Origin of the sequence: Pseudomonas boreofloridensis, from assembly GCF_030580795.1 — a bacterium.
Taxonomy (GTDB): domain Bacteria; phylum Pseudomonadota; class Gammaproteobacteria; order Pseudomonadales; family Pseudomonadaceae; genus Aquipseudomonas; species Aquipseudomonas boreofloridensis.
This window is the reverse complement of sequence record NZ_JAUQOQ010000030.1, coordinates 1-13,278: the sequence shown is the minus strand read 5'-3', so window position 1 is coordinate 13,278 and position 13,278 is coordinate 1. Positions and strand designations below refer to the sequence as shown.

13 protein-coding genes are annotated in these 13,278 nt (G+C 66.6%); 5 read left to right on the top strand and 8 right to left on the bottom strand.

Features of this window, described 5'->3' with window-relative positions; translation table 11 throughout:
• Positions 1 to 19: 19 nt before the first annotated feature.
• Positions 20 to 847 carry an HTD2 family dehydratase gene (locus Q6A47_RS22135; RefSeq protein WP_304485408.1) on the bottom strand — a complete coding sequence of 276 codons (828 nt, stop codon included), beginning with the start codon at positions 845 to 847 and terminating at the stop codon, positions 20 to 22.
• 221 nt (positions 848 to 1,068) lie between these two features.
• Here Q6A47_RS22135 and Q6A47_RS22130 point away from each other — a divergent pair, with 221 nt between their 5' ends.
• Positions 1,069 to 1,974 (top strand): LysR family transcriptional regulator, encoded by a 906-nt coding sequence (locus Q6A47_RS22130; protein WP_304485392.1) that lies wholly within the window; start codon positions 1,069 to 1,071, stop codon positions 1,972 to 1,974.
• A 247-nt stretch (positions 1,975 to 2,221) separates the two neighbouring features.
• Here the strand turns inward: Q6A47_RS22130 and Q6A47_RS22125 are convergent, their stop codons facing one another.
• From Q6A47_RS22125 to Q6A47_RS22100, 6 genes are read right to left on the bottom strand one after another with little or no spacing between them, the layout of a single operon-like run.
• Positions 2,222 to 2,872 carry a hypothetical protein gene (locus tag Q6A47_RS22125; RefSeq protein WP_304485391.1) on the bottom strand — a complete coding sequence of 217 codons (651 nt, stop codon included), beginning with the start codon at positions 2,870 to 2,872 and terminating at the stop codon, positions 2,222 to 2,224.
• A complete protein-coding gene (locus Q6A47_RS22120) occupies positions 2,869 to 4,326 on the bottom strand; it encodes a M48 family metallopeptidase (protein WP_304485390.1) in 1,458 nt (485 codons plus the stop codon). Before Q6A47_RS22120 ends, Q6A47_RS22125 begins: the two co-directional genes overlap by 4 nt.
• A 24-nt stretch (positions 4,327 to 4,350) precedes the next feature.
• Positions 4,351 to 5,013: a hypothetical protein gene (locus Q6A47_RS22115; protein WP_304485389.1), complete on the bottom strand. Its 663-nt coding sequence runs from the start codon at positions 5,011 to 5,013 to the stop codon at positions 4,351 to 4,353.
• On the bottom strand, positions 5,006 to 5,662 hold the full coding sequence (locus tag Q6A47_RS22110; RefSeq protein ID WP_304485388.1) for a hypothetical protein: 657 nt from the start codon (positions 5,660 to 5,662) through the stop codon (positions 5,006 to 5,008). The genes Q6A47_RS22115 and Q6A47_RS22110 overlap by 8 nt, the downstream gene beginning before the upstream one ends.
• Positions 5,663 to 5,720: 58 nt before the next feature.
• Positions 5,721 to 6,386 (bottom strand): hypothetical protein, encoded by a 666-nt coding sequence (locus tag Q6A47_RS22105; protein ID WP_304485387.1) that lies wholly within the window; start codon positions 6,384 to 6,386, stop codon positions 5,721 to 5,723.
• A gap of 30 nt (positions 6,387 to 6,416) precedes the next feature.
• On the bottom strand, positions 6,417 to 6,866 hold the full coding sequence (locus tag Q6A47_RS22100) for a hypothetical protein (RefSeq protein WP_029615174.1): 450 nt from the start codon (positions 6,864 to 6,866) through the stop codon (positions 6,417 to 6,419).
• A 180-nt stretch (positions 6,867 to 7,046) separates the two neighbouring features.
• Between Q6A47_RS22100 and Q6A47_RS22095 the strand changes: the two genes are divergently transcribed.
• The gene (locus Q6A47_RS22095) at positions 7,047 to 7,991 is read left to right on the top strand and encodes a helix-turn-helix transcriptional regulator (protein WP_304485386.1); all 945 of its coding nucleotides are present in this window, start codon (positions 7,047 to 7,049) and stop codon (positions 7,989 to 7,991) included.
• Between the two features lie 12 nt (positions 7,992 to 8,003).
• Here Q6A47_RS22095 and Q6A47_RS22090 read toward each other — a convergent pair whose 3' ends face one another.
• Positions 8,004 to 8,738, bottom strand: coding sequence for a GntR family transcriptional regulator (locus Q6A47_RS22090; RefSeq protein ID WP_039580426.1), 735 nt, complete (start codon positions 8,736 to 8,738; stop codon positions 8,004 to 8,006).
• Between the two features lie 125 nt (positions 8,739 to 8,863).
• On the opposite strand from Q6A47_RS22090, the gene Q6A47_RS22085 reads away from it, so the two are divergent.
• The 3 genes from Q6A47_RS22085 (at position 8,864) to Q6A47_RS22075 (ending at position 12,991) form a co-directional block, all read left to right on the top strand.
• Entirely contained in the window at positions 8,864 to 10,219 is a 1,356-nt protein-coding gene (locus tag Q6A47_RS22085) for a class-II fumarase/aspartase family protein (RefSeq protein ID WP_116889282.1), read from the top strand.
• 66 nt (positions 10,220 to 10,285) lie between these two features.
• A complete protein-coding gene (dctA, locus tag Q6A47_RS22080; RefSeq protein ID WP_029615177.1) occupies positions 10,286 to 11,587 on the top strand; it encodes a C4-dicarboxylate transporter DctA in 1,302 nt (433 codons plus the stop codon).
• Positions 11,588 to 11,602: 15 nt separating this feature from the next.
• On the top strand, positions 11,603 to 12,991 hold the full coding sequence (locus Q6A47_RS22075) for a class II fumarate hydratase (protein WP_304485385.1): 1,389 nt from the start codon (positions 11,603 to 11,605) through the stop codon (positions 12,989 to 12,991).
• The last annotated feature ends 287 nt before the right edge of the window (positions 12,992 to 13,278 follow it).

The window sequence follows — 13,278 nt, the reverse complement described above, 5'->3', positions numbered from 1 at the left end:
GGGGCGTCTCTGCTGAGGGTCAGTCGAAGGTCACGTCGGCGCTCTGGGCGATGCCATCGGCGTTGCCGGCCCACAGCCGGGCCGTGCCGGGCGCGTCGAGGCAGCCGCTCACCTGGAAGGGTGTGGGCAAGGTCAGCGGGCGCAGGCCGCGGTAGGCGAAATGACGCACGCGCTTGTCAGGGTGGGCGCGCCTGAATGCGCGCAGGTTGAGGGTGGCGATCAGCGGACCGTGCACCACCAGGTCGGGGTAGCCTTCGCTGTGGGTGACGTAGGGCTGGTCGTAGTGGATGCGGTGGCCGTTGAAGGTGACGGCCGAGTAGCGGAACAGCAGGGTCGACGTCGGTGCGATGGTTTCGCTCCACTGGCCCGCTTCGCAGCCCTGGCCGCTGCCGGTCTTGGGCGGGTTGGGCTCGCGGTAGACGATGTCCTGTTCTTCACGCACGCACAGCCGGCCGTCCTGGCTGTAGTCATGGCGCACGGTGACGAACAGCAAGGCGCCGCTGCGTCCGAGCTTCTCTTCGATGTGGGTGATGGTGGAGAGGCGATGGGCCTCACCGCCAACGATCAACGGCTCGATGAACTCGACCCGCCCGCCGGCCCACATGCGGTTGCGGTTGTCGGCCGGCGGCAGGAAACCGCCCCGTGCCGGATGGCCATCGCCGCCCAACTGCGCCTCATCGACCGGCTCCTGGAAAAAGCACCAGGTCCACAACGGCGGCAGCGCCTCGCCATGCCCCGGCGCCGTTTCGCCAAAGGTGGCGGCAATGCGCTTGACCAGATTGCGGCTGAGCACATCCCAGGCCTCTTCGGTGCGGCCGATCCAGGCGCTGTAGTCGGTAGGGTGCATCGGAGCAGTCATGAGTGGGGCCTCTGCGTCTTGTTATTGTGTGAGGAAGCAGTGCCAAGCGGCGACCTGCAGGCTCTGCGCGACCGGCTTGCCGCTTACAGCTCGACGCTCGCCACTGCCCTTCAACCGATGATGCGAGGCGCCCGGCATTCTGTGAATTTGCATTTGCGTAAGCCAGCGTTCATAACTGCCGAACGCCATCACCGTGACAGGACCTCCCCATGCACTTCGATCTGGCAGACCTGCGGCTGTTCATCCACATCGGCGAGTCGCCGAGCCTGACCCAGGGCGCGCGCCGCGCCTTCCTCTCGCCGGCGGCGGCCAGCGCGCGGATCAAGGCGCTCGAAGCGCAGCTCGACACGCGCCTGCTGTACCGCGACAGCCGTGGCGTGGAGCTCACCCCGGCCGGGCACAAGCTGCTCACCCACGCGCGGCTGATCATGCGTCAGGTGGACTATCTGAAAGCCGAGTTCACCCGCTTCGGCACCGACTCGGCCGGGCATATCCGCATCTTCGCCAACACCACGGCGGTCACCGAATTCCTGCCCGAGGTGCTGGCCGGTTTTCTCGCCGAGCGCCCTGGGGTCACGGTGGACCTGCAGGAGCGGCTGTCACGGGACATCGTGCGCGGCGTGCTCGACGGCAGCAGCGACATGGGCATCATCGCCGGGCCCGTGGAAGCGTCGGGGTTGCAGGTGATCCGCTTCAGCACCGACCGTCTGGTGTTGATCGTGCCGGCCGGCCACGAGTTGGCCGGGCGGCGGCAGGTGACGTTGAAGCAGACCCTGGCCTACCAGCACATCGGCCTGCACGACGGCAGCACGCTGCTGACCTTTCTGCGCGACCATGTCGAACGCATGGGGCAGAGCCTGGCGCTGCGCATCCAGATGTCGAGTTTCGAGGCGATCTGCCGGATGGTCGAGGCCGGCGTGGGTATCGGCATCATTCCCGAGTCGGCGGCGCTGCGTCACAGCCGCACCATGAACCTGGTGACCATCGCCCTGGACGAATCCTGGGCGATCCGCGAGCGCAGCATCCTGGTGCGCGAACTCGATGCCCTGCCCGGCACCGTCCGCGCGCTGATCGCCACGCTGATGCCGGACGACGCGCCTGTGCAGATGGTTTAGGACCCGGCCTGGTGACGGGGCGGTGTGTCAGGCCGTTGCGCATCGTCTGCTTTGCGGCCGCTACGCGCCCGATCGCGACACAAGGCCGCTCCTACATGAATCTGAGCTGCGCACCGATCGTTGAACACCTGTCCACTGTTGAGGCGTGGCTCAGGCCTTTGTGGGAGCGGCCTTGCGTCGCGATGGGCCGCGCAGCGGCCCCAATCAGAATGAGGACTGTGTGCACGCCACAGGCCAATTCAACCCATCACCCCTGTGCGTACAAGGCGTCAAGCCGGAGCTTGGCCTGCGCGCACGCATCGTACGCGCGCAAGAGATCCATCAACGCCTGCGCATCCAATGACTGGCCCTGGAGCGTCAGCCCGTAGCAGATCAGCGTCACCTGCGGCTGGACACCGCCTTTGACCTTGGCCCTGGGCATCCAAGGCCCCAGCCGATTGCGTGGGCGCGGCAGGGCTGTGCCTGGCTTGAGGGTGAGCACGATGTGCAGGTCCCGCCCCTGCCTGACCCGCCCCTCGACCAGGTCGACCAAGGCCAATTCCCGGTCCAGGCACGCGAACCACAACCGCTCATGGGTCAGGCGCAGCAGCGGCTGCTGCCCCGGGTCACGCTGCAGCCACAGGCTGCGGATCGCCAACACGGCCAACAGCCATAGCGGCACGCTCACCGGCCAGGCATCCTTCAGGCACCAGAGCGCCAGCCCGGAGAACACCACCACGCCCACCGCCAACATCCCGCGCACCTGGGGCGACTGCGTCAGTTCAGTCACCGGCGGCACAGCCGCGAGCTGGGCCTCGTGCTCGGCGATGGCTGCACGACGGCGGGCGTCCATGCGTGCGTCGAACTCACGACCCAGCGACTGCGCCAAATCGTCGAGCGAAGCGCAATCGCTGCTCATACCGAAGCCCCTCGGCGGGGCGCCTGCTGGGCACCGAGCAACCCTTCGAACCAGCGCCGGTCTTCCTCGCTGGGCACCCGCGTGGCGGTCGCCAACAGCTCGGCGTCGGCCTTGACCTTCAGCTCACGCAAACGCAGCGCGGTCGGTGGATGGCTGTCGAACGGGTGGGCCAGGGCGTGTTGCAACACCTGCTCGTCCAGCACCAAGGGATGCTCGCGCAGATGCCCCTGCCAGGCCTGCAGCAGGTTATCGCCCGCGCGCGCCGCCAACACCTGGGGCAGCGCCTCGTCCAGGGCGATGATCCGCAACAGCGCCTGGCCAAACACCTGCGTGCCGGCCACCTGCGCCCCGACCCGGTCCGCCGCCAGCTCCTGCACCCGGCTCCAGTGCTGCACCGCACGCTCGAACTGCTCCAGGAACTGCCCCGCCATCCACAGCGCCGGTCGTTCCAACCAAGGCGGCGGGCCATCGTCCTCGGTCAGGCTGGCGTAGTGCGCGCACATCAGGCCGAACTGCGCAGCCAGGGCACTGCTGCGCTCGGTGTCCTGGGAGCGGAAATGCCCCAGCTCGTGGCCGATGATCGCGGCGGTCTCGGCCTGGCTGAGTGCGCATAGCGCGGTGAGCGGCAGGTACAGCGTGCGACCGTGCAGCGCTTGACCCGATGGTTGCAGGACCACCGGCACGCTGGTGACGAAGAACGACTGGTCCAACCCCACCACCAGATGGTCGGGTGTCGGCGCCCCGACCTGCTCGGCCAGGCTGCGCACCCAGGCCCACACCGCCGGCGCCTGTTGCAGGCTCAGAGGGCGTCCCAAAAAGCTCGACGATGGCGACTCCAGCACCGTCCACTGCCGACGCAAGCGGTCGATCATCACCACGCCAGCACAGATCATCGAGACCATGGACAGCACGATGATCAGCGCGCTCAAGCCGCCCTGCTTGAAGTTGCTGTAGCCCCAACTGATCTCGTACAGCAGCGCCAGCCCCAGCGCGCCCACCAGCAGGCCGGTGTAACCGATCAGGCAGCGTCCCAGCACGTGCCAACTGCGTGCCAGGCGCTGTTCCAGAAAGTCTTGCGAAAGCCGCGCCCGCCAGGCGTCGATGCGGATCTTCAGCCAGGTGCCGATGCCTGCCAGCAGCGCCGCCACCGCCAGCCAGTACGCCAACTCGCCCAGCCAGGCGCGCAGGTGCAGCGAGCCGGCGTCGGCGTCGACCCGGTCGATCTGGTGCTGGAAAGAGTGAGCGCGATCCTCTGGGCGAATCACTTCATTGCGCTCACGCGCCGACAACTTCGCCAGCAAGGTGTCGTCGGACGTGGCGATCCACTGGCGCATGATCTCGGCGGTTTCCAGGTCATGGTTGGCGCGCCAGGACTGCTGGGCGGTCCAGGCCATGAGCAGCAGTGGCAGCAGGATCACGGGCAGCGCCCACCACAGGCGTTTGGTCAGGTTCACCGGCGTATCTCCTACTCGATGACTTCAGCGCGCAGCACCGAAGCGCTGCACCTGTGGATAGAGCTCGCCCAGGGTGCGCCGCGCCTGCGCCGCTTCGATGTAGTCCAGCAGCAGGGAAGTCAGCGCCTCGAAGTCGATGCGCTGGCCATCGAGGGTGGGCACGCACAGCCAGAGCTCAACACTCAGGCCGCCGGCCACCGGATGGGCATCGGGCGCGGTCAGCGACTTGAAGCAGGCGGCTTGCAGCGCCGGTGCGCGGGCGTGCGCGGCGACTCGAAAGGTCAGTACCGTTCTCAGGTGGCGCTGGTCGATCTCGAAGCCCGAAAAGGTGTGCAGCGGCACCGCACTGTTCGAGTTGGAGAACGCCAGGGTGTTCGGGGTCAGGGCCAGGACACACTGGCCATGCCGGCGGCGCAATGCGTCGGCCAAGGCCAGCGCGGCGACACCGGCCAACACCAGCGCCAGGCTGACGGCCCAGGCCAGCAGGAACACGGGCTTGCCGGGCGTGATGCCGATCACCACAAAGATCCACGACAACCAGCCTCCCAGGGCCACCATCAGCCCGCCGAACACCGCGCAGGCCACCGACTTGCCACGCGAGGACTCACGGATCTCCAGGCGTTCGGTCGGCCCGTCGGCCAGACGCTGCAAGTCGCTCAGATGCGCTTCGCGAGCGGTCTCATCCACGCGGCTGTACCACCGCAAGCTGACGCTCGGCGCAGGCGGCATCGCGATACGCCTCCAGCAACGCCGCCATCTCGCGCGCCGATACCTTGCGCCCACCGCTCATCAAACCGGCCGACATGATGCGGATGCAGGGCTCGGGCTCCGTATCGACCACGGCCTGGTCAGCGAAGAACACCATGTGCCGCACCCGGTGGGTCGGCAGGATGGCCTCGCGGCTCAGGGTCAGTTCCTGGGTGGTGAGCAGGCCCTCTTCCTTGACGCTGATGTCTTCGACATCGGCCAGGTCCACCGGCGCCGACAGGGTATCGACCCAGACCTGACGACGGGTCAGGCGCATGAACACCTGGGTACCGGCGTTACGGTGCTGCCAGAACAGGGCGGCACCGAACAGCACCAGCGCCACGCCGCACAGCACCACCAGCAGCTTGCCGCTGGAGAGGCCGAAGAACACGCCGCCTACGCCGGCCAGGGCGATCACCGGTCCCCACAGTTTGTAGCGGGGAGAGTTGGTGAACTCGGTCTGCTCGGGCACGCGTTCGAGGGTCTGCTTGAGCTCGGCGATCACGCGGCCGAGCTGGGCCTGGCTGGACCCTGAGGCGTCGCTGCCGGATGGTTCGTTCAGCGGGTCGGGTTTTTCTGGGTTATTCACGCAAAACACTCTCTGGATAGGGGAAAGCGACGCTGAAAAGCGTTTCGATGCGGCGCCGTCATCCCTGACGCAGCAGCAGGTCCAACTGACGCTGCGCACGCGCAGCATCGCGGTAGGCGGCCAGGATCGCGCTCATTTCGTCCACATGCACCCGGCGTCCAGCGGTCATGATGCCGGCGGACATGATGCGGATATGCGGACGCGGCTTTTTCAACGCCATGGCCTGGTTGCCGAACAGTTGGAATTTCGCGGCACGGTGGGTGGGCAATACAGCCTCGCTGCTCAGGTCGAGCTTCTGCTGCATCACCTGGCCTTCGTCCTTGACGCTGATGTCCTCGACATCGGCCATTTCCACCGGCGCCGACAGCGAGTCGACCCACAACTGCCGGCGATTCAGGCGCATGAACACCTGCGTGCCGGCCGTGCGGTGCTGCCACGACATGACCCCGAACAGCACCGCCATGATCACCCCAAGCCAGGTCAGGCCAGCGCTGCCGGTCTTCATCCCACCGAAGGCGATGGCCAGGCTGACCAGTAGCAGGATCGGCCCCCACACCTTGAAGCGCGGCGTGTTGGTGAACTCGATCTGCTCGGGCACCTGGTCGATCACCTGTTTCAGCTCGGCGATCACCTGCTCGCGCTGGGCGGCGCGGGACTGGTCGTATTCGGCGCCAAGCGAGTCGGACAGTGCGTTAAGCGAGTTGGGCTGGTCTGGCGTGCTCATGGGCAAGGCTCTCGGCAAAAGAAGGGGAATTTATTTTTGTGCGTTCAGGTAATCGGTCAGGAACGCCTGGGCATTGCCCTGCTCGGACAACGACTCGGAGTAACCCAGTTTCAGCGCCTGGGCTTCACCCGGCAGGTACAGCTCGCTGGCGGCCCAGCTGTCCGAACCCTGGATCACCAGCGCGGCGAATTTCTGGCCATCGACGGTGGTGTAGTAACGGGTGGCCTTGTCGGTCTTCTCGACCTTCATTTTCTGGATCTTCATGTTCCAGTCGTGGTCCACGCCCTCGACCTGCACCAGGGCTTCGTTGGCGCTGCGCTCGCCGATGCGCAGGGTCCACACCTTCACGCCTTGCTCGCCGGCATAGGCCACCACCTTGTCGGCCACGGGCGGACGATCTTCGGCCTGGGCCTGCGCGATGCCCATGAACAGGGCTACGGAAGTGGCCAGTACGGCGGCCCATCTACGATACGTCAGCATGCTCGTCGCTCCTCGGAGGTCAAAAGTGGAGTATTGAAGTGGACCCTCAGGGAACTGCCAAGCCATTTGGCCGTCTCTCACAACTAACGGCCCGCCACTCACAACGGCTGACGGTAAAGATGTGGACGCGTTAACATTGCGCGCCGCGTCACTCACCTCATTCACGGACGCGCTCGCCCCATGAACAGCCTGAACCCTTACCTCGATACCCACTTCAGCTTCGACAGCCCGTCATCCCTGGCCCAGGCCGGGGTGTTCGACCGCCGCACGGCGCAGGTCATGGGCAGCGCGGTGGGCCACTATCATGCGCACACCGTGCGCGAGCACCTGCAGTACTTCGACTGCGACCTGCAGTTCCCCGAGCCACTGCGCATCGAGAAGGTGTTGCCCGGCAGCCTGTGCATCGTCCAGGTGCTGGACGGCCAGTGGCAGCACCGCATCGAGGGTCGGCTGAACCAGTACGAAGCCGGCACGCCCCATGTGCTGGGTCTGAGCGAGAGCATGCAGGCGGTCGACACCCTGGCCCCCGGCAGCCACGCGCGCATGGCCGGGCTGCGGGTGGCCGGCCGTTACCTGCGCGAGTTGGCCGAGGAAGACCCGAACCTGCGCCCGTTGCTGGCGCTGCTGGGCGATGGCATGCGCTTCAGCGCCCTGCCCGCCTGCCCCGCCGTGGGCCGCCTGCTCGAACAGCTCTACCACTGCCCGTACCACGGCGCGCTCAAGCGCTTGCACCAGGAAAGCCTGAGCCTGGCCGTGCTGGTGGAGTTGGGAGCGCATGTGGCCGGCCGCGTAGCCCCGCCCGACGCGCCGCAGCGCGGCCAGCAGGACCTGGCCCACGAGGCTCGGCGTCTGCTCGACGAACACCTGGCCGATCCGCCGACGGTACTGGAGCTGGCGCGTCAGCTAGGGGTCGGCGAAACCACCCTGCGCCGCGCCTTCGCCAAGGTATTCGGCCAGTCGATGCTGCAGTACCTGCGCCAGCAGCGCATGGAGCTGGCGCGCACGCTGCTGCTGCAACGCAAATGGCAGGTGGCGCAGATCGCCTATCGCCTGGGCTACGCCAACCCGGCCAACTTCAGCAACGCCTACAAGGCCTACCACGGCCACCCGCCCGGCATGGCCTGAGCGCCGCTGCGCTCAGCGCTGGGCGCGGGTCATGTGCATCACCAGGGTGAAGCGGTCGCGTGGGTAGACGGTTTCGGACACCGAGATGATTTCACCGGCCTGATCGCGGTAATGGCGGATGATGTTCAGCCCCAGATCGCCGCTGGGCGCTTTCAAGCTCGCGCTCAGCTCGGCGGTGAGCTGCACCGGGCTGACCTCCTGGTCCACTGACTCGATGCTCTTGGCGAAGGCCTTGCCGATCAAGGCGGCGATCAGCTCGCCCGGATGCGCCTCGGCCTCGGCCACCACCTCGGCGAAGCGCTGTTCGGCGTAGACGTCGGTCCAGCACAGCGGATAGCGCCGCTCGCCACTTTCGACCTTGATGCTCGACACGCAGAAGTAATGCCCGCCTGGCGTCAGCCCCAGGCGCTTGGCCAGGGCGATGTCGGCCACGAAATGGCGCACGCCCTGTATTTCACGGACATGGGATTCGGCCACCTGGACCAGATCGGTGATCGAATCGATCGCCTGCGAATAACCGCTGCGCGGCGCTGCCGCCTCGACCCGCGTGCCGACCTTTCGTCGCCGCGAGACCATGCCCTGGCCCTGCAACTGGTCGATGGCCGCCCGCACCGTGTGTCGCCCCACGCCGTACAGCTCGCACAGCTCAAGCTCGGTGGGCAGCAGCGAGCCGACCGGGTGATCGCCACGGGCGATCTTGTCGGTGAGGTCTCTGGCGATATCGGAGTAGCGGCCACGGGTGCTCATTGACGGCTCATGTTCACGGAAGGCAAAGGGTTGACAGTGTACCAAATGTGGCAGACCATTTTGTTCGGATGTATTAAATAAGTTCGATTAATTTCGAACAAATACCGAACAAGAAAGGATCCGCCATGTCCACCACCGTCTTCGATTCCGCCCTGTTCCGCGACATGTTCGGCACCGCCGAAATGCGCGGCGTGTTCTCCGACAAAGCGCTGATCGAGCGCTACATCGAAGTGGAGATCGCCCTCGCCCGCGCCGAGGCCCGCTGCGGCGTGATTCCGGCCGCTGCCGCCGACGAAATCGCCGCCAAGGCCACCTACGCCTCGCTGGACCTGGCGCTGATGCAGCACGAGACCGAAATCGTCGGCTACCCGATCCTGCCCCTGGTCGAGCAACTGTCGAAAACCTGCGGCGAAGCCGGACGCTACGTGCACTGGGGCGCCACCACCCAGGACATCATGGACACCGCCGTGGTCCTGCAGGTGCGCGCCGCCCTGGCCATCGTCGAGCGCGATATCCAGGCCGTGCGTGGCCTGCTCGCCGACCTGGCGCAGCGCTACCGCGACACGCCGATGGCCGGTCGCACCCACTTGCAGCACGCCCTGCCGATCACCTTCGGCTACAAGTGCGCGGTGTGGCTGAGCATGTTCGACCGCCACGCCGAGCGCCTGGTCGAGCTGCGCCCACGGGTGGAAATCGGTCAGTTCGCCGGCGCCGCCGGCACCCTCGCCTCGCTCGGCGACAAAGGCCTGGACGTGCAGGAAGCGCTGATGGCCGAACTGGGCCTGGGCGTGCCGCAAGCCACCTGGCACGTGGCCCGCGACGGCCTGGCCGAGGCCCTGAACTTCCTCGGCCTGGTCAGCGGTTCGCTGGGCAAGGTCGCGCTGGACGTGATGATGATGATGACCAGCGAGCTGGGCGAGGCCTACGAGCCCTTCGTCAAAGGCCGGGGCGCCAGCAGCACCATGCCGCAGAAACGCAACCCGATCTCCTGCGAGCTGATGTACGCCGCCGCCAAGGGCGTGCGCCAGCAGGCCGGGCTGATGCTCGATGCGATGATCCAGGACTTCGAGCGCTCCACCGGCCCGTGGCAGGCGGAATGGATCGCCATTCCCGAAGCCTTCGCCCTCACCGCCGCTTCCTTGGGCCAGGCCAAGTTCATGCTCGCCGGCCTGGAAGTGCGCACCGAGCGCATGCGCCAGAACCTGGACATGACCCGTGGGTTGATCGTCGCCGAAGCGGTGATGATGGGCCTGGCGCCGGAGTTGGGTCGCCAGGTCGCCCACGACGTGGTGTATGCCGCGTGCCGCGTGGCCAACGACGAAGGCGTCAGCCTGCTCGATGCGCTGCTGCGCGATGCCGAGGTCAGCGCACGCCTGCCGCGCGCCGAGCTCGAACGCCTGACCGACCCGGCCAACTACCTGGGTCTGGCGCCGCAGATGGTCGACCGCGCCCTGGAGCGCCAAGGCCGCGTGCCGCGTTGATGCAAGACGCGGGCTGTGTGCAGCCCGCGTGGTTTTCTCGACAACGACAACAATGAGAATTCGACCATGTCATCTGCCCCTGCAAAACCCTTCTACCGCGACCTGACCTTCCAGGTGGTCGCGGCCATGCTCATCGGCATCGCCTTCGGCTTCATCGCCCCGGAGCTGGCGGCCAAGTTCAAGATCCTCGGCGACATCTTCCTCAAGCTGATCAAGACCGCCGTGGCCCCCCTGGTGTTCTTCACCGTGGTCCACGGCATCGCCTCGGCCGGCGACATCCGCCGCGTCGGCAAGGTGGGTATCCGCGCGCTGATCTACTTCGAGGTGGTCTCCACCCTGGCCCTGGCCATCGGCCTGGGCTGGGGCAACCTGATCGACATCGGTTCGGGCATGCATGATGCCCATCCCAACAGCGCCACCTCGGCCGCTGCCGCTGCCGCCGTGGCCAAGGGACACGCGCCGCAGTCGACCCTGGACTTCATCTACGGCATCTTCCCCGACAACTTCGTCGGCGCCTTCGCGGGCGGTCAGTTGTTGCAAGTGCTGGTGATCTCGGTGCTGTTCGGCTTCGCCCTGCTGGCGCTCAAGGCCGAGCGCCGCGCGGTGGTCGAGGACGGCCTGAACCGCGTCTCGGAGTGCTTCTTCGAGTTCATCAACCTGATCATGAAGCTCGCCCCGCTGGGTGCCTTCGGCTCGGTGGCCTACGCGGTGGGCAGCAATGGCACGGCGGTGCTGATGTCGCTGGCCAACCTGGTGCTGATGTTCTACGTGGCGGTGCTGTTCTTCATCTTCGTGATCCTCGGCACCGTGTGCCGGTTGTGCGGCTTCAGCCTGTGGCGCTTCCTCAAGTACATCAAGGATGAAGTGTTCATCGTGCTCGGCACCGCCTCGTCGGAAAGCGCCCTGCCGCGCCTGTTGCAGAAGCTGGAGAAGTTCGGCTGCTCCAAGCAGAGCGTCGGCCTGGTACTGCCCACCGGCTACGCCTTCAACCTCGACGGCACGTCGATCTACATGTCGCTGTGCGTGCTGTTCATCGCCAACGCCTATGGCGTGCCGCTGAGCTGGGAACAGCAACTGGGCATCATCGCCATCATGCTGGTGACCTCCAAGGGGGCGGCGGCGGTGTCCGGTGGCAGCTTCGTGGTGTTCGCCGCCACCGTCACGGCCATCGGCAACCTGCCGGTCGAAGGCCTGGCGCTGCTGTTCGGGGTGTACCGCTTCATGTCCATGGCCATCGCCACGTGCAACACCATCGGCAACAGCGTGGCCACCGTGGTGGTCGCCAAGTGGTCCGGCGAGTTCTCCGAGCAGCAGGCCCAGGGCGAGTACGAGCGGGTGCTCGGACGTGCCTCGGCGGCGCCGCTCTGAGCCATGGAGAAGCCCATGCAAACCTTTCGTCTGGAACACGACGCCTTCGGCGCGGTGCAGATCCCCCAGGACAAGTACTGGGGCGCCCAGACCCAGCGCGCCATCGGCGTGTTCGGCGCCGGTCGCGAGCAGTTCCCGCCCGCGCTGGTGCATGCCTTCGGCCAGCAGAAGCTGGCCTGCGCCCGCGCCAACCGGCGCCTGGGCACACTGGACGCGGCGCTGGCCGAGGTGATCGAGCAGGCCGCGCAGGCGCTTGCCGACGGCCACTTCGATAGCCATTTTCCGCTGACGCTGTGGCAGACCGGCTCCGGCACGCAGACCAACATGAACGCCAACGAGGTGATCGCCAACCGCGCCAACCAGTTGCTGGGCCAGCCCTTGGGCGGCAAGACGCCGGTGCACCCGAACGATCACGTCAATCGCTCGCAGTCGTCCAACGACACCTTCCCCACGGTGATGCACCTGAGCACCCGCCTGGCCTTGAGCCAGGCGCTGCTGCCGGCGCTGGTGCAGTTGCAGGCCGCGCTGCAGGACAAGGCGCAGCAATGGCAGGCGGTGCTGAAGATCGGCCGCACGCATTTGATGGATGCCGTGCCCATGACCCTGGGCCAGGCCTTCGCCAGCTTCGCCGCGCAGATCGCCCATGGCATCGAACGCGTGCATGGCTGCCTGCCCCGGCTGAGCAGCCTGCCCCAGGGCGGCACGGCGGTAGGCACTGGACTGAACGCACCGCCAGGCTTCGCCGAAGCTTTCTGCGAAGCGCTGTCGCAGATCACCGACACCCCGTTCACCGCCAACCCGTGTGCGTTCGAGGGCATGGGTACCCACGATGTGTTCGTCGAAGTATCGGGGGTGCTCAACGTGCTGGCGGTATCGCTGAGCAAGCTGGCCAACGACATTCGCCTGCTCGGCTCCGGGCCGCGTTGCGGGCTGGGCGAGCTGATCGTGCCGGACGACGGCCTGACGTCCTCGATCATGCCGGGCAAACGCAACCCGACGCTGGCCGAGGTGCTGGCCCAGGCCTGCATGCAGGTGATGGGCAACCACACCACGGTGACGGTGGCCGGCGCGTCCAGCCTGTTCGAGCTGAACGTGGCGAAACCGGTGATCATCCACAACGTGTTGCAGTCGATCAGCGTGCTGAGCGAGAGCATCGTGCGTTTCACCGAGCATTTGCTGCTGGGTCTGGAAGTGGATCGCGCGGTGCTGGCGCGCAATGTGGAAGGCTCGTTGCTGCTGGCCACGGCGCTGAACCCGGTGCTGGGCTACGACCAGGTGGCGCGCATCACGCGCAAGGCGGCCGATGAAGGACTGACACCGAAGCAGGCCGCCGTAGCGCTGGGCCTGCTGACCGAACAGGCGTACGACGCGCATGTTCGACCCGACCAGATGGTCGGGCGCTGAGGCCTGTAGGTTCGGCTTCGCCGCGGCCATTGCAGGGACCGCTCTGCGGTCCAATCGCGGCACAAGGCCGCTCCCACAAGTTGGCCGGTGTAGGCTCAGACTGCCTGGGCGGGCCTCGTGCGCTGAGACCTTTGCGAGCAATCGTCATGCTCAATTCCTAGCAGCTCGCACGCTCTCGTGGGAGCGGCCTCGTGTCGCGATTGGACTGCGCAGCAGTCCCAGGTTTTCAGCTTCGCCGTGGCCATTGCCGGGGACCGCTCTGCGGTCCAATCGCGGCACAAGGCCGC

Coding starts and splice junctions, on each gene's coding strand:
- Q6A47_RS22100 (WP_029615174.1), bottom strand. CDS start 6,866: ATGCTGACGTATCGTAGATGGGCCGCCGTACTGGCCACTTCCGTAGCC.
- Q6A47_RS22105 (WP_304485387.1), bottom strand. CDS start 6,386: ATGAGCACGCCAGACCAGCCCAACTCGCTTAACGCACTGTCCGACTCG.
- Q6A47_RS22130 (WP_304485392.1), top strand. CDS start 1,069: ATGCACTTCGATCTGGCAGACCTGCGGCTGTTCATCCACATCGGCGAG.
- dctA (WP_029615177.1), top strand. CDS start 10,286: ATGTCATCTGCCCCTGCAAAACCCTTCTACCGCGACCTGACCTTCCAG.
- Q6A47_RS22125 (WP_304485391.1), bottom strand. CDS start 2,872: ATGAGCAGCGATTGCGCTTCGCTCGACGATTTGGCGCAGTCGCTGGGT.
- Q6A47_RS22135 (WP_304485408.1), bottom strand. CDS start 847: ATGCACCCTACCGACTACAGCGCCTGGATCGGCCGCACCGAAGAGGCC.
- Q6A47_RS22075 (WP_304485385.1), top strand. CDS start 11,603: ATGCAAACCTTTCGTCTGGAACACGACGCCTTCGGCGCGGTGCAGATC.
- Q6A47_RS22095 (WP_304485386.1), top strand. CDS start 7,047: ATGAACAGCCTGAACCCTTACCTCGATACCCACTTCAGCTTCGACAGC.
- Q6A47_RS22085 (WP_116889282.1), top strand. CDS start 8,864: ATGTCCACCACCGTCTTCGATTCCGCCCTGTTCCGCGACATGTTCGGC.
- Q6A47_RS22090 (WP_039580426.1), bottom strand. CDS start 8,738: ATGAGCACCCGTGGCCGCTACTCCGATATCGCCAGAGACCTCACCGAC.